This is a genomic window from Coprococcus sp. HCN-4056 (assembly GCF_037892645.1).
Classification (GTDB): Bacteria; Bacillota; Clostridia; order Lachnospirales; family Lachnospiraceae; genus Coprococcus; species Coprococcus ammoniilyticus.
Map to the genome: position 1 here is coordinate 107,346 of NZ_JBBKBL010000003.1, position 22,904 is coordinate 130,249.

The window sequence follows — 22,904 nt, forward strand, 5'->3', positions numbered from 1 at the left end:
CCCTAATATGTACCGATCAGACGAAAATCCATCGCATCTTCACAGATTCCCTGTAATGCATGTCTTGTTCTTGAATCTAACAGACTGCCCTCCATTGTAACAAAAAAGGCATATTCCCATTTTCTACCGGTAAGCGGTCTCGATTCGATGCTTGTCATATTAATTCCGTTCAGATTTATATGGCTCAATATATTGTAAAGTGTACCACTTTCATCCGGTAAGGAAAAGCGGATACTTATATTTTCAGCCTTTTCCACAAAGATTTTCTGTTTTGACAGGATGATAAAACGTGTCGTATTGTTGTCATTGTTCACAATGTCTTTTGCAAGGATCTGAAGTCCATAAAGCTCTGCTGCAAGCTCGCTTGCAATCGCTGCCTGTGTCTTATCTCCTTCTTCAATGACCTTGACCGCCGCTACTGCCGTATTTGCAACACTGCACTGCTTCCACGGCTTCCGGCTCAGATAATTCGTGCACTGAAGCAAACCCTGTGTGTGTGAATATACGGTTTTGATCCGGGAAAGATCACTGCCCGGCACACCCATTAATGCATGTGCTACATGAACCTCTTCTTCGCCGACGATGGTCACATCATTATTTCCCACCATGTCATAGATTCCATTTACAAATCCGGCTGAAGAATTCTCGATTGGAAGTACACCATAGTCTGCCTTGCCGTTCTTCACCATCTCGATCACATCTCCGAAATCCGGTACATTGATATTCTGGATCTCCTTTCCAAAGAACCTGAACATTGCCTGTTGGCTGTATGCTCCCGGAACCCCCTGATAACAGACAACAGTGTCCTTATCTACTTCTAATTTCTTCACACAGGTAAAATCCTTCATTCCATCACAAACAACCTGAGAGCTGTCATTCGTCAGCTTCTTATTCTCATCTGCCATACCTGCCAGAATCTTATCTCTTGTCTTTACAAGAGAAGCAATCTGTGCTTCTACTGTCCGTAAATCTTCCATATTATATTTATCCATTGTTTTATCTGCTCCAAATACAAGACATTCCGCCTGCAGTCTTTCTATAATATTAATGTTGTCTTTAAAACTATGCCAATACGATCAAATGCGCATGCTCATTTTCCCCGGTTTATTCTTCGTTCCGTTCCAGCTCGTCAAGAAGCTCCCGGATCGTCCTGCCATTGACCGGATGTCTCTTATAGCCTGCTATATTGGATAACGGCTCTAATACAAATTCCCGCTTGCACATCTCTATATGTGGGATATGGAGATTCTCCTCATCACAGATCAGATCATCATATAAAAGGATATCGATATCCAGAGTTCTTGGTCCCCAGTGGATAAGGCGTTCCCTGCCGGCATCCTTCTCGATCGCATTGATCAGATGTAACAGTTCATCCGGCGAATGAAGTGTCTCTACCTCGATACAACCATTTAAAAAATCATCCTGTTCCACGCCACCATACGGTTCTGTCTCGATGAAATCCGAAACCTTAGTCACCTTGGTATATTCATCTTTATTTAATTCATCAATCGCAAAATCAAGATAGGATTCCCGGTCTCCCATATTCGAACCAAGTCCCAGATAAGCAATGTGTCTCTTTCTTCGTATCTTTACTGACACTGTCTGAAGCGGCATTAATACCGGTGCCCATGGTTTCTCAACCTCTACTTCAACCTCTGACATCGTCGGATATGACAGAAGGATATTCGCCGCTACCTCTTCCGCAACTGCTTCGATCAGCTTATAAGTATGCTCTTTCATCGTCTTTTCAACCAGATTACAGATGGCTCCATAATCAATAGACAGCTTCAGATCATCCCGGATCCCTGCCGCCCTTGTCGATGTATACATATCAATATTAATTACAAATTTCTGTCCAAGCACATTTTCTTCTTTAAAAACTCCGTGATTGGCAAATATTTCCAGTCCTTTTATGCTGATTCTATCCATACGACACCTCCTGTCTGTTCTCCCTTTTACCAGATCAAACCTCATCTTTTTTATTTATGATTCAATGAAATTTTCTTCTGTTCATTGAATCATTAAGTACTGCTTCATTTTCTCTTATTGACTGTATTAACTATGCATGATCGCCCATGCCATCTGAAGTGCACGCACATTTCCTTTTACATTATGCACACGGAAGAACTGACAGCCCTTCATAATCCCCATGACCGATGTCGCGATCGTACCTTCTTCCCTCTCTGTAACAGGAAGATCGAGAGTCAGACCGATCATAGATTTTCTGGAAGTACCCAGCAGTATCGGGAAATCCCATTTGTGTAAAAGCTCCAGACGATTCATTAAAGCGAGATTCTGTTCTAAGTTCTTTGCAAATCCGATTCCCGGATCTACCATGATCTTCTCCTTCTTCACACCTGCATTAAGTGCCATCTGAACGGATTCGTCCAGATCTTTAACAACGTCGTTTAAATAATCGGTATAATCCATTACCCTTCTGTTATGCATCAGACAACATGCCACATCATGTGCAGCAACGATATCTGCCATCCTTCCATCCCATTTGAAGCCCCAGATATCATTGATCAGATCTGCACCTGCCCGGATTCCGGCTTCCGCCACGCCAGCCTTATAGGTATCCAGTGAAATTACGGTATCAAATCGTTCCCTGATTGCCTCGATCACAGGAACAACACGACCAATCTCCTCCTCATCTGAAATTAATGTATAACCGGGTCTGGTCGATTCTCCGCCTACATCTATAATATCTGCGCCATCATTTATCATCTGCTCTGTGGCATACAATGCATCATCGAACTTGTTATGTGTTCCTCCATCGGAAAATGAATCCGGTGTCACATTCAAGATTCCCATTACATACGGTTTTTCATTCAGTTTAAATTCTTTGTTCCCTATAATCATCAGTAGACCACTCCTTTGTTCTTTTCTTCTTTCTTCCAGTAACACTCGTCATAGACCTCACAGTCAAAACAGCGTCTGGAAAGCTTGTCTGCCCTGTATATTACATAGGAAAGCCCCTCTGCTTCCTTCCCTGTCGTATTATGTTTGCTGATTGCTTCTAAGATCAGCTCTGTTTCCTTACCGGAAAATCCGGTTGCCAGCAAAATACTCCGGCTGTTACGAACACTTGCCAGATGATGTTCTTCGCTGGTCTGATAGCTGACCGCCCGTCCGATATCATGTAATAATGCTGCCGCATAGATAAGCTCCGGTTCCAGTCCTAACTTCTCCTCCAGATTCATCAGCATTCCGATCCTTGCTACATCCAGACAATGATCGATCCCATGACAGCAGAATCTTCGTTCTTTCTCGGATGTTCGAATCTGCTCCATCCAGTCTTTATATTCTTCATTTGCTAATATTGCGTTGACTCTGTCCATCGTCATTTCTTCTCTGTAGTCCTCTCCTGGTTTATCGTACTACTTTATCCGCGGTATCAGCGGTCCTATAAAAGATAATGAACCAAATACCACGATCACCGGCTCCGTCATTTCTTGTGCCAGTGTTTCCGCCTGTCTCTGTGCAGTAAACACATCCTCTGCCGTATCCACCGACTTTCCGTATGAACGATAGCAGTCTGCCAGAATCTCCTTATCAAGCGCCCGTGGATTATCCGGTGTTACCGTTATGATAAAGCTTGCAAACGGTGCCATGATATCCACCATTTTCTCATACTCTTTATCTGCAAGAACACCACAGATATAGATCAACGGCCGCCCTGTAAAATATGCCCGGATATTCTCTCTGAGGCTTCTCCATCCGCCTTCATTATGCGCTCCATCGATATAAGTCAAAGGCACATCCTTAATCTTCTGGAATCTGCCCTCCCACACCGTCTCTTTTAATCCGTTCTTTGTATTCACATTTTTTAAATCATACTGTTTTTTTAAACAATTACAGACCTCAATTGCGGTTATACTGTTATAGATCTGATAGATTCCGGGAATCCCCAGCTCATACTCCTGTCCTTTATAACAAAACCTGCTTCCATGCAGATTTTCTGCTATGACCTGCAGTTGGTCGGTATCTGCCATGATCGGTTCTATCTGCATTTTATCACATTTTTTTAGCCATATCTGTCTCATCTCATCCTGCATCGGATATGCCACACACGGAACCTGTTCCCGAAGGATCCCCATCTTCTGTTCCAGAATCTCCTGCAATGTATCACCAAGAAACTGCATATGATCTCTGCTGATGCTTGCAAGCACGGTACAAAGCGGCTGTTTCACCACATTTGTCGCATCGTTCTTTCCACCCATTCCGGTTTCCAGTAACACGATATCGACCTTTTTCTGCACAAAATACAGAAATGCTACCGCAGTCTCAAGCTCAAATGCGGTCGGGATCGGAAGCCCGGCTTCCTCCATATCCTCGCAAACCGGGATCACGGTCTCCATGATCCGTGCAAATTCCGATTCTTTCATATAATGTCCATTTATCTGAAATCGTTCCAGATATGTAAAGATCGTTGGGGATATATAACGTCCGACAACATACCCTGCATCCTCCAGAATATGCCCGACAAATGCAAATATAGAACCTTTTCCGTTTGTTCCGGCTATATGAACGACAGGAACCCGATCCTGTGGATTTCCCAGTCTTAAAAGTAGTTCTTTCACTGTCTCCGTTCCGTAGACACTGCCTCTTTTTCCCGCTTCTTTCATATATAGATATGCTTCTTCGTATGTCATTCTTTAGCCTCTTTACTTGATTATGTATAGATAAAATATAATGAACTATTTCTAATGTGTTCTATGTTGGATATGCGGTGTATCATCATCAATCGGAAGGATCTCATATCCATGTTCCTCTAATTGTTCAATCAGTGACGGCAGAGATTCCACTGTTTCATGACAGCAATCCAGATCATGCATCAATATGATCGTGTCATCATAATTTAATGCATCCTTCAATATATTCTTTACAAGCTGATCCGGTGTCTGTCCGGCAATCACCGCATCATTATTCAATGCATTCCAGTCAAAATACGTCAATCCTGCTGAGTCCAGATAGTCGATCAGGTCATTCACCGGTACCTGCGTAACACGGTTTGAACTTCCACCCGGGAACCTGTAATACCGGCAGTCCACTCCTGTAACATCATACAATAATTTTCTTAATTCCTCAACATCATTCACGAAATTGTCATAGCTTGCATAGATCGTACTATATTCATGGGAATATGAATGGATCGCCAGTGTATGCCCTTCCTCCACGATCCGTTTGTACATGGGATAGTATCGTTCATTTCTTCCTATTACAAAGAACGTAGCTTTAACATTATGCTCTTTTAAAATATCAAGGATCTCTCCGGTCTGATCGGATGGACCGTCGTCAAAGGTCAGATATGCCCGTTTTCGTGTCACTGTTTTTGATGACATGGCAGCCACGCTGTCTGAATCCGGAAATTTATCTTTCTGATCGATAATGAATTTTCCTGTAAACAATAAAAATACGATCAGTGCAGCAACCAGAATTATATTTTGCCAATAAGCTGCAAAAAATCGGTCACACTCTTTTAACGCTTCGTTGTCATTTATGTGGGATAAAACTGTTTTTATTTTTTTCCTCATTTTTATAAGATTTTCCGTTTTTTATACATCTATACTCCTGATCTGATATTTTTATTCGAATAAAAAACAGGAAATGTCAGATACTATTTTTATCAAATGGAAAAGGAGAATAAAAAAATGAAAAAAACATTTCTTTTATGTGCATGTCTGGTTGTCATGGCATTTACCCTGACCGCATGCGGCGAGAAAAATAACCCTGAAACAACCGGTACAACAACCGGGAGCAGTACAGAGGACAGCAGTTCCACAGAAAACGGGAATAATTCAAACGGTACAGGTTCTGTAGGTAAGGATCTCGGTAACATGATCGACGATGCCGGAGATGTTGTAGATGATGCAGCAAAGGATGTATCCGATGCTCTGACCGGAAACTATGATACTTATGACCATGCTTATAAGTATTTTATGGATCAGATTCCCGGCGACTCCAAGAACTATGAAGTCCGCAATAACGACAAGGATCTTACTGATTATAACTCCGGCAGCATGGGGTACCACTTTGAGCTTCATGACACCAGAAAATCTGACAACTCTAAGGTTGGTGACTTCTATGTAGATTCTACCTCCGGCAAGGTCTACAAGGCAGTCTCCGGCTCCGGCGTGTCCGAATTTGACTTCTCGACCTTGAAGTAGAGCCCTTTTTGTAAAAAGGACGATAACCATATTCAGACAAATAGAACTGGTCGATGGTTATACTATTATGTAGCAAGCCTATCCGAATGTCGGTCCTTGATGAGCTGTATAAACAGCGAATCTAGTACCGCTACATGAGGATAGAGTGCAAACGTCTTGCGTAATAATAGGTATAACCATCGACCAGTTCGTCCGTTTTAAGATTTATCGTCCTCTTTTTTGACAATCTCATGGGTGATGGGATTTACGACTACGCCCATCTCCTCTGCCATTTTGAGGTAGACATCCATCTCATGGTCTTTTCTCTGCTGTTCGCGTTTACGGATAGCTTTTGACCGGATGATCTCCACGATACCGAATACAATCATACAGCATCCAAAAAAGATCATCACTGGACTTAAGGTTCCTACACAGCCTTTTACCAGACAGATTGTTCCGATCCCGATCATGACGATTCCCATTACCAGATTAAACATTTAACTTTCCTTTCCTGTATAAAATGCATCTTTTCCTGCTTTTTCCATCATTTTGTCATACTGATCGTACATTCTCTGCACGCTGTTTTCGAGTAAATAATAATGCCGGATATATGGAATCAGTAAGACAAACAGTGCTGCCGCTAACAGTAAGATCTGTATTTTTTCCGTCAACACAAAGGTCACACAGCAGCCTACCGTAAGGATCGCAAATAAGATTGTTACAAGAAGATGGATCAGACGCTCATGCATGAAAAATTCAATCTGCACCAGATGTCTCCTCATCTCCTCATCAAAATCAACATCATCCCTTACAAGCAGCTTATCTACATATGCCAGATATTCTTTGATTCGTTTTGCCATATTCGATCACCTAACCCATGTTTGCCTTATTCAGGAAATGATTCCATCCGGCAATTACCTTATCATAATAAAAGCTTACTATATAAGAATCTTCGTCAACATCAATGATCATCTGATAACACTTCTTATCTGCTTCCGGCTTACCACCATAGAAGATATAGTTCTCTTTGAACTTTCCAAATATCTTTTCATACTCATCTTCCGCAAGTTTCTGATCCGGAACTTCTTCTACCAGATTATCATTTGCATCATAATACTTATGACCTTCCAACAATACCGCTTCAATGACCGGATTCTTAAACCGTATCTCCATCTGATCGGCATATTTGTCTGTATAGTATTCGTTCTGAGAATTGTTATCCTTTACAACCGCACCTTCTACATAGAATTCCAGCCATCTTGCCCGAAGCCCTTTAAGGGAAGTTTCTGCATCTCTGACACTCCCTGCCGCGTCGTCTGCTTTCACTTTTTCAACACTCTCTGCTGCTTCGCCATCTGTTTCCACTTCTCCGACTCCGACAAGCTTCATTTCTTTGATCTGTGCATCCCGTAACTGAATGGTTTCTATCTCATTTGTACTCTTAAATTTCATATTTTATACACCGTCCTGAACAATTTTAACTGCCTATAACTATAAACTGTTTTTCATGGCTTGTAAATGGAATTTAAGACAGAAAAATAAGAGGAACCCGTCTTACAGGCTCCTCCTGTTTGTCTAATTCAGCGCATCATAGCCGCTTTCCTTCGTACGAATCTTCATGGCGGTGCGGATCTCATAACTGAAGATCTTGCCGTCTCCGACTTCTCCGGTGTATGCTGCCTTCTGGATTGCATCGATCGTCTTCTTCTCCCATTCTTCCGAAGAAACTACGATCTCAAATTTGATCTTCGGCTGCATAACGACATCAACCTCTGTACCACGTACAAGCTTCTTATATCCTCGCTGTGCACCGCATCCCATTACCTGAGATACTGTAATACCATTTACATCAATCGCATTCAGTGCTTCTTTTACATCTTCAAATACTTCTTCTCGCACGATTGCTTCTATCTTGATCATCATATTCTCCTACTCCTTTCCGCAACTTCTATGAATCCAATCCGTTAAATGTCGGATATGCACTTTCTCCCTGTTCTGCAAGATCCAGACCGATCTTTTCTTCCTTATCCGATACACGAAGCGGCGTGATCAGTCTTACAAGTCCAAGACAGATAAACGTTCCGACCACTGCAACTGCTATTGTCACAACGATACCGATCAACTGTGCAACAAAAAGGTGATAGTCTCCGAAGAACAGTCCATCCCATCTGGCAACGCTGTTGATCGAACTCTTACCAAATAATCCGGTCGCGATACCACCCCAGACACCACCGATACCATGACATCCAAAAGCATCGAGTGCATCATCTATTTTCAATTTCTTCTTTAATAAAGTAATCATACCACAACAAATCGGACTTACAAGTGCACCGATAATAAATGCAGACCAGATTGGAACAAAGCCTGCTCCCGGTGTGATCGCAACCAGTCCGACAACAAGACCGGTCGAAGCACCAACCAAGGTTGGCTTTCCGTCTTTTATCACATCGATCAGCATCCATGACATCATGGCACTCGCACTTGCGATCGCTGAGGTTAAGAATGCATGAGCTGCAAGACCATTTGCTCCGAGGGCACTTCCTGCATTGAAGCCGAACCATCCGAACCAAAGGATAAATGCACCAAGAGCAACGAATGGAATGTTATGAACACGATAAGCAGTATTCTCATAACCTTTTCGTCTGCCAAGGATGATCGCAAATACCAATGCGCTTACACCGGAGCTGATATGTACGACATTTCCGCCTGCAAAATCAACCGAACCGATCTCTGCAAGGAAACCGCCCTGTCCCCATACCATGTGTGCCATCGGATAGTAAACCAGAATCGACCAGAACATGATAAAGAAGAATAAAGCCTTAAACTTTACACGTCCGACTAATGATCCTGTGATCAGTGCCGGCGTGATCATTGCAAACATCATCTGGAATGCAATATATACAAAATGCGGAATATTGTCTGCATACGGTCCGGCCTCATTCATGGATATGCCATTTAACGCAAACCATCTGAGATCACCAATGATTCCTCCGTGATTTCCCCCAAAGGAAAGGGAGTAACCAAATAATATCCACATCACAACCGAAAGTCCCATAATAAAAGTACATGCCATCATCGTATTAACGACATTTTTCCTTCGCACCATTCCACCATAAAAGAAAGCAAGTCCCGGTGTCATAAAAAATACCAATGCTGTACAGATCAGCATAAAACCAGTATCACCAGTATTCATAACTATTTCCTCCATTTTTTTCTGAAATTCTTTTTGAAATCTCCGGCAGGTGCGCATCCCCCGACAGGTTTCGCTTCACTTTTTTACAAAATTCCATGGTACTTTTTTTGTAAAACAGAAAAGACGCCAATCGAACGTATCTCGTTCAACTGACGTCTTTGTCTGAAGACATACTAGCAGACCTGATTTATTTTTTCAAGTATTTTTTACAAATTCTTTACCATTCTTTAGCCAGGACATAATTTTACCTGTTTTTCTAAAGCAGATCGTATTTGTTTGACTTTTTTCTCATATTACGCTATGATTTTTTAGTTATGTATTCTATTACGAAATTTAACGATTTTGTCCATGTTATGCATACGCAATAAAAAATTGGAGGATATTTAAATGTTTATGACAACTAACTTTTTCATCATGCTTGCAATCGTTGTCTACCTGGCGATCATGCTTGTGATCGGCTTTGTTTACAGCAAGCGTAACAACAGTACAGAAGATTTCTATCTTGGCGGCCGTAAGATGGGACCTCTCGTAACAGCCATGAGTGCTGAAGCAAGTGATATGTCAAGCTGGCTCCTGATGGGACTTCCGGGCGTTGCATATCTGTCCGGTATCTGCGATGCCGCATGGACTGCCATCGGTCTTGCCGTTGGTACATGGTTGAACTGGTTCTTCGTGTCCAGAAAACTCAGACGTTATTCAAATAATATCGGCGCGATCACTGTGCCTGATTTCTTTGCAAAACGATTCCATGATAAGAATAATGTTATCACAGCACTTTCCGCTCTTGTTATCATTATCTTCTTCATCCCTTACACAGCATCCGGTTTTGCTGCCTGTGGTAAGCTGTTCAACAGCTTATTCGGTATCAATTATCAGGTTGCCATGATGTTGTCCGCCCTGTTGATTGTTGGTTACACAATCACCGGTGGGTTCAATGCCGTATGTGTTACAGACCTTGTTCAGAGTATCGTTATGACCGGTGCACTTGCAATCGTTCTGATCTATGGAATCTCAAGAGCAGGTGGTTGGACAGCCGTTATGGACAATGCAGCCGCCCTTCCGGGTTATCTGTCTCTGACATCTACCTTTGATGTTGCCTCCGGTTCTGAAGTCAAATATAACTTTTTGACAATTTTCTCAACCGCAGCATGGGGACTCGGTTACTTTGGTATGCCTCATATCCTTGTCCGTTTCATGGCAATCGAGGATGAGAAAAAACTGGTACTTTCCCGCCGTATTGCCTCTGTATGGGTCGTGATCGCTATGACCGCAGGTGTTCTGATCGGTATTGTCGGTCTTGGTATGACCAAAGCAGGCGCACTTGAAACTCTGACCGGTTCAAACAGTGAAACTATTATCGTTCGTATCGCAGGTATCATCAGCCAGCATAATGCATTAACTGCTCTTATCGCAGGTATCATCCTTGCCGGTATCCTTGCCGCTACGATGTCTACCGCAGACAGTCAGATGCTTGCTGCTGCATCCGGTGTTTCACAGAATATAGTACATGATTTCTTAAAGATCAAGATTTCCGAGAAGACAAATCTTCTGATCGCACGTTTAACAATCGTTGGTATTGCGATCGTAAGTATCTTCCTTGCAAGAAATCCTGACTCCAGTGTATTCAAGATCGTTTCCTTCGCATGGGCAGGCTTCGGCGGTGCATTTGGTGCTGTTGTGCTTTGTTCTTTATTCTGGAAACGTTGTAATCTTGCAGGTGCGATCGCCGGTATCATATCCGGTGGTGCTACCGTATTTATCTGGAAGTATCTGATTCGTCCACTTGGAGGAATTCTTGATATCTACGAACTGCTTCCTGCATTTATCGTATCCCTGATCTTCATCATTGTGGTCAGCCTGCTTACAAAAGCTCCTGATGAAGAAATCGTCCGGGAGTTTGAAGCAGCCGGCAAGAAGGCGTAGGAATCCCTACGAAAAAGGAAACCGATATACATAGTATATCGGTTTCCTTTTTCTTATGTATATTTTGAAATAACTTACATTTCCAAAATTACGGCTCTGTTATAGTTCACATATTATTACGCAAGTCGTTTGCACTCTATTTCAACGCAACGGTGCTAAGCTCCTCGCCTATAAGGCGACTCACTAAGTACCGGCGTTGAAAAAGGCTTGCTTTATAATAGTGAATCTATAACAGAGCCGTAATTGAATAAAGAAAATAAAGTTGATTTTATCTGCTTTTGTTATATAATCAGTGAGAAATAACTATTTTCGACAGGATGATTTTTATATGGCTGATTATATTACAACTTATACCGGGGATCATTTTGATCCGACTCTGCCGGAGGCAGAACATCTTCATATCGAGGACATCGCACACGCATTATCACTAATTTGTCGTGGAAATGGTCATGTAAAGACCTTCTTTTCCGTCGGCAGTCATTGTATCAACTGTGCAAAGGAAGCGGCTGCCCGTGGGTATTCCGACCGACTGGCGCTTGCCTGTCTGCTTCACGATGCAAGTGAAGCCTACCTGTCAGATGTTCCAAGACCTTTTAAGAAGCATCTTCCTGCATATAAAGATCTGGAACAGAATCTGTTAAATGTGATCTATACAAAATATCTGGGTTCTCCTCTGACAGAGGAAGAAGAACGCAGGATCAAATGCATCGACGACGACATGCTCTATTTCGATCTTCTCACATTGTTAAATGAGCCATCGGACAGACCGGAGCCTGAGCTTCACATCAACCTTTCTTATGAGGTTCGTTCGTTTGAGGATGTCGAACAGGAATATCTGCAGTTGTTTCATATGCTGTATAAATAGTATTTATTTTTCCTCTTTCGGCAAAATAATATTTAAAAGGATTGCTACCATTGCTGCCGGTACAATTCCCGATCCGCCAAATACCAACTGTACCACCTCCGGTGTATGTACCAGAATTCCGGGATTAGCTCCCATTCCATATCCAACGCCCAGTGCTACTGATACAATGGAAAGATTTCTGGCATTCAACGGATTCTTCGTGATCAACTGAATACCACTGATTACAATCGAGGAAAACATCATGACTGCTGCGCCACCAAGTACAGACTGTGGCATGATTGATACCAACGCTGCAAGCTTTGGACATAAGCCGCAAAGGACAAGGAAAATGGCTCCGGTTGCAAGAGCGAACCGGTTTACAACCTTTGTCATGGCTACCAATCCAACGTTCTGACTGAATGATGTATTTGGCAGGACACCAAATATCGCTGCAAATGAAGAACCCAGTCCGTCACACATAACACCGCCTGCAAGTTCTTTATCTGTTGCTTCTCTGTCCAATCCGCCTTCCATAACACCTGAAATATCTCCAACCGTCTCAACTGCAGTTACAATGAACATAATAAGAACCGGAAGAATCGCCCGCAGATCGAAAACAGGTTTTACAGGCAAAAGCTTCGGAACCGCAAACCAGGAGGCTTCCGCAACTTTATCCCAGTTCAACACCCATGCCTTTGTATATTCTACACCATCTGCCGTCACTCCGGTTTTCGGCAAAACAAAGCCCATGATCATTGCTGCAATGTATCCGAAAATAATGCCAAATAAAATAGATGACGAACTCAAAAAGCCTTTTGTCGCATGTTTGAAAAACAAGATTACAATAAGCACAAACAACGCAAGTAACAGATTCTCAATGGAGCCAAAATCTTCTGCTTTATTTCCTCCACCAAAAGAATTGATACCTACCGAAATCAGGCTTAATCCGATCGACATTACCACGGTACCGGTTACGACCGATGGAAAGAACTTACGAAGGGGCTTTAAGAAAAAGCCAAGCACTGTTTCAAAAAGACCACCTATAATAGATGCTCCCATGATCGCACCATATGCCAGTATACCACCACCCATGGTTGCTGCTACACTGTTAAAGACACCTATAAATCCGGAAGACGTTCCCATTATGATCGGTACCCGGCCTCCTACCGGGCCAATTCCAAACAACTGTACCAGGGTCACAATTCCTGCGATCAGCATCGCATTCTGAAGCAAAGAAAGCTGTAGATCTGCGAACTCACCGCCTGCCAGGCCACATGCTCCTGTGATGATCAGAAGTGGGGTCAGGTTTCCTACAAACATTGCCAAAACATGCTGTAATCCTAACGGAATCGCCTGCGAAAGCGGCATCTTTCCATCCATCTGAAATGCTGTCTCAGACAGCTTAAATATTTTTTTCATTTGTGAATTCTCCTCATCTTTATTCTTTTTCATCCAACATAGACATCAGTATCTTTTCCGGAGTGATCGGAAGTTCTCTGTGCCATACGCCTGTTGCACGATAGATTGCATGTGCAATTGCAGGTGCAGGTGTATTGATCACTATCTCTCCTATAGACTTGGCTCCAAATGGGCCTGTCGGTTCATAACTGTGTTCAAATTCTACCTGAAGATGTCCCATATCAAGGCGGGTTGGAATCTTATACTGCATGAAACTGGATTCAATCGGACATCCTCTTTCATTGTAGGTGACATTCTCAAACAGTGTATGCCCGATTCCCTGTACGATGCCGCCTTCTGCCTGAATACGTGCCAATGCCGGGTTGATAGGAATTCCACAATCAACAACAGCTACATAATCCAGAATTTTTACCTCTCCTGTATATCGATCTAACTCAATCTCAACCATGCCGACCATATAAGGCGGAGGCGATACAGGTGAAGAATGGGAAACCGTTGCTACTGCTGCGATATCATTTGCAATCTGGTCTTTTACACTAATCTCGGCAAGTGACACACTTTGATCTGTATTGACCCGACATGCCCTTCCATTTTCAAAGATCATTTCCTCCGGACTGCAGGAAAGCATACCGGCTGCTATCGCACAAAGCTTTTTTTTCAGTTTCTCACAGGCAAGTTCTACGGCCTTACCCGTAACATATGTTGTAGATGATGCGTACGAACCGGAATCATATGGTGATGCATCCGTATCTGCCCCAAATACAGCTACATCATCCACGGAACAATCCATACATTCTGCCACCATCTGAGCCAGGATCGTGTCACATCCGGTTCCCATATCTGCCGCACCGATGATCAGATTAAATGTTCCGTCATCGGCCAGCTTTACCGTTGCCGATCCGACATCCAGATTGGAGATACAGGAGCCTTGCATCGCCATAGCTACTCCGGCTGTTCTTACCTTCCCATCTCCTATCTCACGAACAGGATATTTCTCGTCCCAATGAAATAATTCTTTGCATTTTGCCATACATTTATCAAGTGCGCAAGCATTTGCTGTCTCTCCATAATATGCCGGCATCTTCATTCCTTCACGGATCATGTTGTTTTCACGGATTACAGTCGGATCAATTCCAAGTCTTTCTGCAAGTTCATTTACAGCACTTTCCAGTGCAAATATACCCTGTGTCGCACCATATCCCCGGTAAGCACCGGCTGCCATCGTATTGGTATATACTACATCATAATTAAACCGATATGCTTCAAGTCCACCTGTATAAAGGGGAATCGATTTATGTCCGCTCAGACCAACTGTTGTAGGTCCGTGTTCTCCATATGCTCCTGTATTTGAAAGTGTATACAGATCCAGTCCGCGGATATGTCCGTCCCGGTCTGCTCCCAGGCGTACACGGACTTCCATCTCATGCCGCGGAGAACCGGCAATCTGACTCTCTTCTCTTGTAAATATAAGTTTGGCGGGTTGTCCGGTCTTCAGTGTGACAAACGCCGGATATACTTCACTGACTGCTGTCTGTTTTGCTCCAAAACCCCCACCGATTCTTGGTTTCTCAACACGTATCCTGCTCTTTGGAATGCCCAGTGCTCTGGAAAGGATACGACGCACATGAAATACAATCTGTGTAGATGAGATCACATGAAGCCTTCCATATCGGTCAAAACAGGTATATGTGCGGAAAGTTTCCATCATTGCCTGGTTAAACGCCCGCATATGATATGTGTGTTCGAACACCTCATCACAATCCGCTATTACAGCATCCACATCACCATCTCCGTTTTTTTCACTTGCAACCAGATTCCGTCTGGGATCTCCTCCAACTTCCATAGGTGGAAACCAGTCCTCCTCCGGGTGTACAAGGACAGCACTATCCTTTGCCTGATGAAAATCAAGAACCGGTTCGAGGATATCATATTTCACTTTTATCAGCTTCATTGCTTTTAAAGCAGCTTTCTCATCCGTAGCCGCAATAATAGCAACAACATCCCCTACAAAACGTACATGCCGGTCTATGATCAGCCGATCATAGGGAGATGGTTCCGGATATGTCTGTCCTGCAATCGCAAACCTCTGCTTTGGAACATCCTTCCATGTATAAACATCTACAACTCCCGGAACTTTTTTTGCTATTGCTACGTTGATATCTTCTACAATAGCATTGGCATATGGGCTTCTTAAAAGCTTTACCGTCAAAGCATCTGATGATGTAATATCATCAACATAAACCGGTTTTCCCAAAAGGAGCTGCATTGCATCTTTTTTACGAACCGAATGATTGACTGAATTATACTTCTTTTCTTCCATGAATGCCCTCCTCTGATCTCTTATGTTCCAGATAATTTCGAATTCCCCGCAACTGGCCTTCATATCCGGAACATCTGCAAAGATTTCCTGCCAGATAAGCACGGATCTCATCATCTGTAGGATCCGGATTCTCTCGCAATAATGCAATCGTGTTCATGACAAATCCGGGATTGCAAAATCCGCACTGATCAGCTCCCTGATCTGCAATAAAACCGACAAATTCAGAAGCTTCCTCCTGAAGTCCCTCTAATGTCTGTACCTCATGACCAGCTGCCCTTGCTGCCGGCACTGAGCAGGAAAGCACAGGAATGCCGTCCAAAAAGACTGTACACAATCCGCAATTTGCAGTTTCACAGCCTCGCTTTACACTATAGCATCCATGCTTTCTCAGAAAATCGATCAGAAGCAGATCCGGTTCAATAGAATCCACCAGTTTTTTTCCATTTACAATTATTGTTATCTCCATTTCTGCTCCTCTCTCAATTTATTTAACAATCTCTGACATAATACACGAACCAATCTGGAACGATACTTTGCTCCGGCTCGATGATTACTTCCTGTCGGAATATGTTTCTCTGCCCACATAGCAAAGTTCTTTATAGAGTCTTCTGTCAGTCCCTCTGACAGAAGTCCTTCTTCATCCAGAAGAAGCATCGCTCGTCCCGGTCTTGCTCCCACTGATAAACGATATTCCCCACCTACAACAGAAGCCGCACATGCGATCACCGGAAAATCAGTACTTTGATTTCTTACAGATGCATAAGAGAAGCACCCGGACGTTTTCTTTATGACAAGACGAACCAGAATATCCTGATCCGGTTTCTGCCCCACAAATTCTCTAAGTGGTATTCTCCCACCCTGATATAATTCCACATATGTATCCATGGCAAGAAATACCGTCAGCACATCAGAGAAACCAAAACGTCCCCAGATACTTCCACCTACCGTTGCCAAGTTACGAAACTGTACACCGACAATATCTTTTACAGCGTCTCTGACAGAATTTTGTGTATAATTATTTAAGCCTCTATGCAATTCAAGCTGTCGTAGAGATACCATCGAACCGATAATGATCTCATTCTCTGTCTCCTCGATCTGATCCAGTTTCAGATCACACAGATCAATTGCTGTCAATATCGTCCGGTTCTGCATCTTTGTCCATAACATTCCCCCGATTATACAGCTACCTTTTTTTTGATTTAACTGATAAGCCTCTTCCAGACTTTTAACACGTATATAATTCTGAATTGTTACCATAAAAAGCTCCTTTAAATGTTGCCTTAGCCGCACTATATCAAGATATATTATAGTAAAAATACTTGTTTTTGAAAAGATGCTTTGCTACAATACCGTTGTATTATTTAAAGTATAACGAAAAGGAGTTATTATGAAAAACACCCTAAAAAAATGCTTGTCCTTATTATTAATCTGTTCCCTGCTTTTATCTCTGGCAGGCTGCAATACTTCATCAAAGCCTGCAGGCACAGGAACAACCGCTTCATCAGAAGCGACCTCAGAATTATCATCAGAAACTTCTTCAGATGATGTGTCTACAGAAGCTGCCGAAAAAGAAACCTCTTATCCGGTCACAGTTACGGATCAGGCAGACCGCACCGTTACCATTGAAAAAGAGCCAGCTAAGATTGTAAGCGGATATTACATTCCTTCCAGCCTTCTGATCGCACTTGGATTATCGGACAAGATGGTAGGTATTGAAGCAAAGGCAGACAAAAGACCAATCTACAAACTGGCTGCTCCGGAGCTTCTGGAACTTCCAAATGTCGGAACAGCAAAGGAATTCGATCTGGAAACCTGTGCTTCTCTTTCACCGGATCTTGTAATTTTACCGTTAAAGCTAAAAGATGCCGCAAAGAGTCTGACAGAGCTTGGTATTCCTGTGCTGCTGGTAAATCCAGAAAGTCCGGATCAGTTATCCGATATGATCAGTCTTATTGCCACAGCTACAAATACCCAGGATAAAGCAGACAAGCTGCTTGACTTCATTCATCAGGAAAAAGAAATGCTTACTACTTCTCTTGCAACCGCAGACGACACTCCGAATATTTACCTTGCAGGTAATTCTTCTCTCCTGTCAACTGCCGGTCCAGCTATGTACCAATCAGGTATTATCGAACTTGCAGGCGGTAAAAATGTAGCATCTGATATCTCTGATACCTATTGGACCGAGATTAGCTATGAACAGCTTCTCTCCTGGAATCCTGATTATATTATTCTTGCTTCCGATGCAGAATATACAGTAGATGATGTATTAAGCGATCCGAACCTGAAAGACTGCACAGCAGTAAAAAATAACCACGTTTATGCCATTCCGGGGGATATCGAAGCACTGGACAGTCCTGTACCTGCAAGTATCCTGGCTTCCATCTGGCTTGCCGGAATCCTGCATCCTGATCAGGTTTCAACTGATACTTATACGAAAGAGATGAATTCTTTCTATGAAACATTCTATGGAATCAAAAAATAAAGCGAATTTATATCTTATTGCCGGAAGCATAGGTCTGATTCTTCTGACAGCAGCTTCCCTGTTTATCGGAAAATACAGGATCACCCTGACCGGTCTGATAGCCGGAGACTCCATGCAATGGCGAGTATTTCTTACGCTCCGCGCCAGCCGCGCTGTTATCGGTGCTATCGGAGGATTTGTCCTTGGCATGGCAGGTTTTGTCTATCAGACCGTTTTTCGGAATCCTCTGGCCTCCCCTGATATCATTGGCGTATCTTCGGGAGCCAGTGCCGGTGCAGCATTTGGAATTCTGTTCTTATCCGGTTCTATGGCGATCACAGTCTCTGCTTTTGCAGGGGCTGTTTGTTCTGTTATCCTTGCACTGGTATTATCTTCCTTAACCGCAGACCGGGATGGCCGCAGCATTGTACTTGCCGGAATCGCTGTTCACAGTCTCGCACAGACGGCACTGGTTTGTCTGAAATTAATCGCAGATCCGGAAAAACAACTGGCGTCAATTGAATATTGGATCATGGGAAGCCTAAATGGAATCAGCATCTACTCCATAAAAGGAAATATTATTCTATGCCTTTTCTCTTCAGGTCTTCTGTTCTTATTATATCGACAGATCATTCTTCTCTCTTTAGATGATAATGAGGGAAAAATGCTCGGTGTAAATGTACAGCAGATTCGTCTGATTGTTTTGTTGATTGCGACACTGGCTGTTTCCGGTGTGATCAGTATGACCGGACTGATCAGCTTCGTATCTCTTCTGGCACCACACGGAGCACGTTTATTACTAAAAAACAACCGACTATCCACTATGCTGCTAAGCGGACTGATCGGCGGATGTCTGCTAACCATGGGAGATATATTTGCTCGTAGTATAGCATCCACAGAACTGCCTGTAAGTATCTTTACAAGTCTTTTAGGAGTTCCATTCTTAATCTATCTATGTATAAGGAGAAGTGATCGGATATGAAATTACTGACTGTAAACAATCTGTCTGCCGGATATAATGGAACAGACATTATCAAAAATATCAGTTTTTCCGTCGACTCCGGTCAGATTATTGGTATACTGGGGGCAAACGGTTGCGGAAAAACCACCTTGATCAAGTCCCTGGCAAATCTGCTTCCCCATACGGGAAACTGTCAGATTGATACAATTACCGTAGAATCAATTTCCCCAAAGGAACTGGCAAGGCTTTGTGGATATATACCACAAAATAACAGTATCTCTTTAGATCTCACGCTTTTTGATGTAGTTATGATGGGGTTCAACCCTGAACTGAAACTGTTGCAGACTCCAACCCGGCAAATGAAAGAAACAGCTATACAGGCACTTATCGATGTTGGTCTTGGTAACCGGATGTATGATAATTTTCAAAGTCTGAGTGCCGGTCAGAAACAGTTATGTATATTAGCACGTACATTTGCAGGCAAACGAAAACTTCTTCTTTTGGATGAACCGGAAAGTGCCTTAGATTTTCGGCTACGTTATCAGGCAATGGAGCTTTTACAGGATTATATCCAACAAAATCATGCTTCTGCCCTGATCACACTACATGATTCAGCTCTGGCGCTAAATTATTGTGATTCACTTCTGATCCTGTCAGACGGCAGATTGATCGGCAAGATCATTCCATCCGAAACATCAATTTCCGAGATGGAACACCTTCTTACCAAAATATATGGTACAATCAGTCTGTCAAAGCTTAACGACCGTCTTGGAAATAGCAGGCTTGTTATGATAAAGGAGGCTGAAACATCTTGAAAGCAATAACAAAAATTTATTTTGTAAATGATAATAACGAAAAATTTTTTGGGGCCGGGCCATGCCAACTGCTTCATATGATCGAAGAAACCGGCTCTCTCCGTTCTGCATCAATCTCTATGGGACTTGCCTATACAAAGGCACTCCGTATGATCAATAAGGCAGAAAAAGAACTGGGATTTTCTCTGACAAAACGTAGCACCGGCGGCAGATCCGGTGGTGGAAGTACTCTGACTCCAGAGGGAAAGGAATGGCTGAAAAAATATGAAACCTACCGGAATGCCTGTAACGAGGCCAACAGCAAACTCTATATGGAGATCTTTTCAGACTAGTGGAAAAAAACATCTGGTTCTGACAGGAGCATCCGGAAGTGGAAAAACAACACTTCTGGCATCTCTCTTTTCCTCCCCGATGCCCGGTGTTACCTCCTGGGTAGTACCGGAAAAAGGAGTCTACCTGAAAAACAACTTGTCAAAAGAAATAATCCAGATTGGACGTTATCATCCGGATCCAACCCATAAGAGAAATCAGATGCTTGCTATTCCCGAATGCTTTGATGAAAAAGGAACCGCATTCTTACATTCCTGTCTGCATGCAACTTCCAAATGGATCACGATTGATGAAATCGGTTTTCTGGAAAGTAATTCCTGCAAATACCGGCAAGCTATACGAACCTTAATGAAGCACAAACAGCTTCTCATGGTCGTGCGAAAACAAAAGCTTCCGTTCCTGGAGGAACTGCGTAACCATAAGGATGTTTTCCTTGTGGATCTCGATCAACCATATGGAAATGCAGGCTGTATCATCATGGCATCCGGTCAGGGTACCCGCTTTGGTGGAAATAAGCTGCTTGCTGATTTCAATGGACAACCATTGATCGATTTCTCTCTTAACATTATTAAGAATCTGTTTACAACATCTGTCGTGGTAACCATTCACAAGGAAATTCAGAGCCTATGTATAAAACAAAATATTCCGGTACTGCTTCATACCTTTCCGCATCGAAACGACATGATTCGCCTCGGTCTGGAAACCATTGGTGATCATATCGATCGCTGCGTCTTTCTCCCCGCCGACCAGCCTTTGCTTCAAAAAGAATCCATGATCTCGCTGCTTCTTTGTGCGGAAAATGACAGAAACTCAATCTGGCGAACCTGTTATGGAGATATAGTCGGTTCTCCTGTTATCTTCCCGTCTGAATTTTTTGAGGAACTTCAGAATCTTCCTTTAAGAAAAGGCGGCAGTCTGGTAATAAATAATCATCCTGATCGTATCCGTACCTTTTCTGTTTCAGATATAAACGAACTAAGGGATATTGATACACCTGATGATTTATCCCAATTACTCCACGGGAACCTTTAATCATTCTTGACATTTTATTTTATCGTTCTATAATTCATCATGTCATAAAAAAAGAAATAAGGACGAATAAAAATGAACAAGGATCTGACCGTAGGGAAACCGGAATCTGTGCTGTGGCGTTTCTGTCTGCCACTCTTTGGAAGTGTGATCTTCCAGCAGCTCTATAACATTGCCGACAGTCTGGTTGCCGGAAAATTTATCAATGAAAGTGCTCTTGCTGCCGTTGGAAACAGCTATGAGATCACGTTGATCTTTATCGCATTTGCATTTGGATGCAATATGGGATGCTCGGTTATCGTATCCAGATTATTTGGAGCAAAAGAATATCGGAATATGAAGACGGCTGTATCGACCACCTTTATCTTTACGGCTGTTTTACTGGCTGTTATGGTGATCGCCGGTCTGCTCACCAGCCGGGAACTGCTTGCTCTGATCCACACTCCGGACGATATCATGGATGCTTCCCTGCTGTATCTGAACATCTATATCTATGGTCTTCCATTTATGTTCTTTTACAACATTGCAACCGGAATTTTCTCCGCTCTCGGTGATTCCAGAACTCCATTCATCTTCCTTGCAATATCATCCGTTTCCAATATATTTATCGATATCTTATTTGTAAAATCCTTTCAGATGGGAATCGCAGGTGTTGCCTGGGCGACCTTCCTCTGTCAGGGTGTCAGTGCTATTCTGGCTGTCGCTGTTGTGATACGCCGTCTTACCGGTATCAAGACAGACGGCCGTTTCCGGTTCTTTGATGGCAGCATCTTAAAACAAATCTTGGTTGTTGCTATCCCAAGCACCTTACAGCAGAGCTTTATATCCATCGGAAATATTATCATCCAGAGCGTTATCAACGACTTCGGAACCAGCGTTATCGCCGGATATTCTGCGGCTGTCAAGCTGAACAATCTGGTCATTACCTCTCTCACCACACTGGGAAATGGTATCTCGAACTATACCGCCCAGAATATCGGTGCAGGCAAGATCGACCGTATCCGTTCCGGCTTCAAGGCTTCCTTAAAGCTGGTCTGGCTGTTATGTATTCCATTTGCATTGTTGTATTTCACCTGCGGAAGATGGCTGTTGCTACTCTTTCTTGATAACCCGACTGCAACTGCGATCAAGACAGGTATCGTTTTCCTGTGTATCCTTGCACCATTTTATTTCATCGTTTCCATCAAATTAATGGCAGACGGAATCCTGCGTGGCGCAGGTATCATGAACAAATTCATGATCTCCACCTTTACCGATCTGATCCTTCGAGTAGTCTTATCCATCATCTTTTCAAAGATGTTCGGTTCTGTCGGTATCTGGTGCTCCTGGCCGGTCGGCTGGTGCTGCGGAACTGCAGTCTCCGTCCTCTTTTACCGCGGTGAACAGAAACAGAATTTTAAAAATGCATTTGAAGCATAATAATGTTATGACTTCTTCCAAGGGCTTCAATCCGGTCA

General features: G+C 43.0%; 24 protein-coding genes. 9 read left to right on the forward strand and 15 right to left on the reverse strand.

Annotated elements, in window-relative coordinates; translation table 11 throughout:
* Window positions 1-2: 2 nt before the first annotated feature.
* From WKT03_RS05590 to WKT03_RS05615, 6 genes are all read right to left on the reverse strand, one after another.
* On the reverse strand, window positions 3-992 hold the full coding sequence (locus tag WKT03_RS05590) for a prephenate dehydratase (RefSeq protein WP_340391106.1): 990 nt from the start codon (window positions 990-992) through the stop codon (window positions 3-5).
* 112 nt (window positions 993-1,104) lie between these two features.
* Window positions 1,105-1,929: a 2-amino-4-hydroxy-6-hydroxymethyldihydropteridine diphosphokinase gene (folK, locus tag WKT03_RS05595; RefSeq protein WP_021943711.1), complete on the reverse strand. Its 825-nt coding sequence runs from the start codon at window positions 1,927-1,929 to the stop codon at window positions 1,105-1,107.
* A gap of 126 nt (window positions 1,930-2,055) precedes the next feature.
* The gene (folP, locus tag WKT03_RS05600) at window positions 2,056-2,862 is read right to left on the reverse strand and encodes a dihydropteroate synthase (RefSeq protein ID WP_340391108.1); all 807 of its coding nucleotides are present in this window, start codon (window positions 2,860-2,862) and stop codon (window positions 2,056-2,058) included.
* The gene (locus WKT03_RS05605) at window positions 2,862-3,341 is read right to left on the reverse strand and encodes an HD domain-containing protein (protein ID WP_340391109.1); all 480 of its coding nucleotides are present in this window, start codon (window positions 3,339-3,341) and stop codon (window positions 2,862-2,864) included. The genes folP and WKT03_RS05605 overlap by 1 nt, the downstream gene beginning before the upstream one ends.
* A 39-nt stretch (window positions 3,342-3,380) precedes the next feature.
* Window positions 3,381-4,655 carry a bifunctional folylpolyglutamate synthase/dihydrofolate synthase gene (locus WKT03_RS05610; RefSeq protein ID WP_340391110.1) on the reverse strand — a complete coding sequence of 425 codons (1,275 nt, stop codon included), beginning with the start codon at window positions 4,653-4,655 and terminating at the stop codon, window positions 3,381-3,383.
* A 51-nt stretch (window positions 4,656-4,706) separates the two neighbouring features.
* Entirely contained in the window at window positions 4,707-5,537 is an 831-nt protein-coding gene (locus WKT03_RS05615; RefSeq protein ID WP_021943707.1) for a polysaccharide deacetylase family protein, read from the reverse strand.
* 117 nt (window positions 5,538-5,654) lie between these two features.
* Between WKT03_RS05615 and WKT03_RS05620 the strand changes: the two genes are divergently transcribed.
* Window positions 5,655-6,170, forward strand: coding sequence for a ubiquinone biosynthesis protein (locus WKT03_RS05620; RefSeq protein WP_262529610.1), 516 nt, complete (start codon window positions 5,655-5,657; stop codon window positions 6,168-6,170).
* A gap of 197 nt (window positions 6,171-6,367) precedes the next feature.
* Here the strand turns inward: WKT03_RS05620 and WKT03_RS05625 are convergent, their stop codons facing one another.
* The 5 genes from WKT03_RS05625 to WKT03_RS05645 form a co-directional block, all read right to left on the reverse strand.
* Window positions 6,368-6,646 carry a DUF308 domain-containing protein gene (locus tag WKT03_RS05625; RefSeq protein ID WP_117785061.1) on the reverse strand — a complete coding sequence of 93 codons (279 nt, stop codon included), beginning with the start codon at window positions 6,644-6,646 and terminating at the stop codon, window positions 6,368-6,370.
* Window positions 6,647-7,009 (reverse strand): hypothetical protein, encoded by a 363-nt coding sequence (locus WKT03_RS05630; RefSeq protein ID WP_340391114.1) that lies wholly within the window; start codon window positions 7,007-7,009, stop codon window positions 6,647-6,649.
* 10 nt (window positions 7,010-7,019) lie between these two features.
* Entirely contained in the window at window positions 7,020-7,601 is a 582-nt protein-coding gene (locus WKT03_RS05635) for a hypothetical protein (protein ID WP_117785063.1), read from the reverse strand.
* Between the two features lie 123 nt (window positions 7,602-7,724).
* Window positions 7,725-8,072 carry a P-II family nitrogen regulator gene (locus tag WKT03_RS05640; RefSeq protein WP_008401503.1) on the reverse strand — a complete coding sequence of 116 codons (348 nt, stop codon included), beginning with the start codon at window positions 8,070-8,072 and terminating at the stop codon, window positions 7,725-7,727.
* A gap of 25 nt (window positions 8,073-8,097) precedes the next feature.
* A complete protein-coding gene (locus tag WKT03_RS05645; RefSeq protein WP_021944735.1) occupies window positions 8,098-9,342 on the reverse strand; it encodes an ammonium transporter in 1,245 nt (414 codons plus the stop codon).
* 393 nt (window positions 9,343-9,735) lie between these two features.
* Between WKT03_RS05645 and WKT03_RS05650 the strand changes: the two genes are divergently transcribed.
* The gene (locus WKT03_RS05650) at window positions 9,736-11,265 is read left to right on the forward strand and encodes a sodium/proline symporter (protein ID WP_334307884.1); all 1,530 of its coding nucleotides are present in this window, start codon (window positions 9,736-9,738) and stop codon (window positions 11,263-11,265) included.
* Between the two features lie 328 nt (window positions 11,266-11,593).
* The gene (locus WKT03_RS05655; protein WP_340391117.1) at window positions 11,594-12,130 is read left to right on the forward strand and encodes a hypothetical protein; all 537 of its coding nucleotides are present in this window, start codon (window positions 11,594-11,596) and stop codon (window positions 12,128-12,130) included.
* Window positions 12,131-12,133: 3 nt separating this feature from the next.
* On the opposite strand, the gene WKT03_RS05660 is transcribed toward WKT03_RS05655, so the two are convergent.
* The 4 genes from WKT03_RS05660 to WKT03_RS05675 are packed head-to-tail and all read right to left on the reverse strand — an operon-like array spanning window position 12,134 to window position 17,105.
* Complete coding sequence (locus tag WKT03_RS05660; protein ID WP_117785066.1) at window positions 12,134-13,528, reverse strand: uracil-xanthine permease family protein; 1,395 nt, start codon at window positions 13,526-13,528, stop codon at window positions 12,134-12,136.
* 19 nt (window positions 13,529-13,547) lie between these two features.
* Window positions 13,548-15,848: a xanthine dehydrogenase family protein molybdopterin-binding subunit gene (locus WKT03_RS05665; RefSeq protein ID WP_340391119.1), complete on the reverse strand. Its 2,301-nt coding sequence runs from the start codon at window positions 15,846-15,848 to the stop codon at window positions 13,548-13,550.
* Window positions 15,829-16,314, reverse strand: coding sequence for a (2Fe-2S)-binding protein (locus WKT03_RS05670; protein ID WP_340391121.1), 486 nt, complete (start codon window positions 16,312-16,314; stop codon window positions 15,829-15,831). The genes WKT03_RS05665 and WKT03_RS05670 overlap by 20 nt, the downstream gene beginning before the upstream one ends.
* Window positions 16,305-17,105 (reverse strand): FAD binding domain-containing protein, encoded by an 801-nt coding sequence (locus WKT03_RS05675; RefSeq protein WP_340391122.1) that lies wholly within the window; start codon window positions 17,103-17,105, stop codon window positions 16,305-16,307. Before WKT03_RS05675 ends, WKT03_RS05670 begins: the two co-directional genes overlap by 10 nt.
* Before the next feature lie 130 nt (window positions 17,106-17,235).
* On the opposite strand from WKT03_RS05675, the gene WKT03_RS05680 reads away from it, so the two are divergent.
* From WKT03_RS05680 to WKT03_RS05705, 6 genes are all read left to right on the forward strand, one after another.
* Window positions 17,236-18,333 carry an ABC transporter substrate-binding protein gene (locus tag WKT03_RS05680; protein WP_340391123.1) on the forward strand — a complete coding sequence of 366 codons (1,098 nt, stop codon included), beginning with the start codon at window positions 17,236-17,238 and terminating at the stop codon, window positions 18,331-18,333.
* Window positions 18,317-19,294 (forward strand): FecCD family ABC transporter permease, encoded by a 978-nt coding sequence (locus WKT03_RS05685; protein ID WP_340391124.1) that lies wholly within the window; start codon window positions 18,317-18,319, stop codon window positions 19,292-19,294. The genes WKT03_RS05680 and WKT03_RS05685 overlap by 17 nt, the downstream gene beginning before the upstream one ends.
* Complete coding sequence (locus WKT03_RS05690; RefSeq protein ID WP_340391125.1) at window positions 19,291-20,088, forward strand: ABC transporter ATP-binding protein; 798 nt, start codon at window positions 19,291-19,293, stop codon at window positions 20,086-20,088. The genes WKT03_RS05685 and WKT03_RS05690 overlap by 4 nt, the downstream gene beginning before the upstream one ends.
* Complete coding sequence (locus tag WKT03_RS05695; protein WP_008401492.1) at window positions 20,085-20,420, forward strand: winged helix-turn-helix domain-containing protein; 336 nt, start codon at window positions 20,085-20,087, stop codon at window positions 20,418-20,420. Before WKT03_RS05690 ends, WKT03_RS05695 begins: the two co-directional genes overlap by 4 nt.
* Entirely contained in the window at window positions 20,368-21,450 is a 1,083-nt protein-coding gene (locus tag WKT03_RS05700) for an NTP transferase domain-containing protein (protein ID WP_340391309.1), read from the forward strand. The genes WKT03_RS05695 and WKT03_RS05700 overlap by 53 nt, the downstream gene beginning before the upstream one ends.
* Window positions 21,451-21,522: 72 nt before the next feature.
* Complete coding sequence (locus WKT03_RS05705) at window positions 21,523-22,866, forward strand: MATE family efflux transporter (RefSeq protein WP_340391126.1); 1,344 nt, start codon at window positions 21,523-21,525, stop codon at window positions 22,864-22,866.
* Window positions 22,867-22,904: the final 38 nt, after the last annotated feature.

Bases quoted from the DNA above. Each gene is read 5' to 3' on its own strand.
- WKT03_RS05615 (WP_021943707.1), bottom strand. From the start codon at position 5,537: ATGAGGAAAAAAATAAAAACAGTTTTATCCCACATAAATGACAACGAA.
- WKT03_RS05645 (WP_021944735.1), bottom strand. From the start codon at position 9,342: ATGAATACTGGTGATACTGGTTTTATGCTGATCTGTACAGCATTGGTA.
- WKT03_RS05705 (WP_340391126.1), top strand. From the start codon at position 21,523: ATGAACAAGGATCTGACCGTAGGGAAACCGGAATCTGTGCTGTGGCGT.
- folP (WP_340391108.1), bottom strand. From the start codon at position 2,862: ATGATTATAGGGAACAAAGAATTTAAACTGAATGAAAAACCGTATGTA.
- WKT03_RS05670 (WP_340391121.1), bottom strand. From the start codon at position 16,314: ATGGAGATAACAATAATTGTAAATGGAAAAAAACTGGTGGATTCTATT.
- WKT03_RS05610 (WP_340391110.1), bottom strand. From the start codon at position 4,655: ATGACATACGAAGAAGCATATCTATATATGAAAGAAGCGGGAAAAAGA.
- WKT03_RS05660 (WP_117785066.1), bottom strand. From the start codon at position 13,528: ATGAAAAAAATATTTAAGCTGTCTGAGACAGCATTTCAGATGGATGGA.
- WKT03_RS05635 (WP_117785063.1), bottom strand. From the start codon at position 7,601: ATGAAATTTAAGAGTACAAATGAGATAGAAACCATTCAGTTACGGGAT.
- WKT03_RS05625 (WP_117785061.1), bottom strand. From the start codon at position 6,646: ATGTTTAATCTGGTAATGGGAATCGTCATGATCGGGATCGGAACAATC.
- WKT03_RS05675 (WP_340391122.1), bottom strand. From the start codon at position 17,105: ATGGTAACAATTCAGAATTATATACGTGTTAAAAGTCTGGAAGAGGCT.
- folK (WP_021943711.1), bottom strand. From the start codon at position 1,929: ATGGATAGAATCAGCATAAAAGGACTGGAAATATTTGCCAATCACGGA.
- WKT03_RS05630 (WP_340391114.1), bottom strand. From the start codon at position 7,009: ATGGCAAAACGAATCAAAGAATATCTGGCATATGTAGATAAGCTGCTT.
- WKT03_RS05605 (WP_340391109.1), bottom strand. From the start codon at position 3,341: ATGGACAGAGTCAACGCAATATTAGCAAATGAAGAATATAAAGACTGG.
- WKT03_RS05680 (WP_340391123.1), top strand. From the start codon at position 17,236: ATGAAAAACACCCTAAAAAAATGCTTGTCCTTATTATTAATCTGTTCC.
- WKT03_RS05655 (WP_340391117.1), top strand. From the start codon at position 11,594: ATGGCTGATTATATTACAACTTATACCGGGGATCATTTTGATCCGACT.
- WKT03_RS05650 (WP_334307884.1), top strand. From the start codon at position 9,736: ATGACAACTAACTTTTTCATCATGCTTGCAATCGTTGTCTACCTGGCG.
- WKT03_RS05700 (WP_340391309.1), top strand. From the start codon at position 20,368: ATGCCTGTAACGAGGCCAACAGCAAACTCTATATGGAGATCTTTTCAG.
- WKT03_RS05685 (WP_340391124.1), top strand. From the start codon at position 18,317: ATGGAATCAAAAAATAAAGCGAATTTATATCTTATTGCCGGAAGCATA.
- WKT03_RS05590 (WP_340391106.1), bottom strand. From the start codon at position 992: ATGGATAAATATAATATGGAAGATTTACGGACAGTAGAAGCACAGATT.
- WKT03_RS05640 (WP_008401503.1), bottom strand. From the start codon at position 8,072: ATGATGATCAAGATAGAAGCAATCGTGCGAGAAGAAGTATTTGAAGAT.
- WKT03_RS05620 (WP_262529610.1), top strand. From the start codon at position 5,655: ATGAAAAAAACATTTCTTTTATGTGCATGTCTGGTTGTCATGGCATTT.
- WKT03_RS05690 (WP_340391125.1), top strand. From the start codon at position 19,291: ATGAAATTACTGACTGTAAACAATCTGTCTGCCGGATATAATGGAACA.
- WKT03_RS05665 (WP_340391119.1), bottom strand. From the start codon at position 15,848: ATGGAAGAAAAGAAGTATAATTCAGTCAATCATTCGGTTCGTAAAAAA.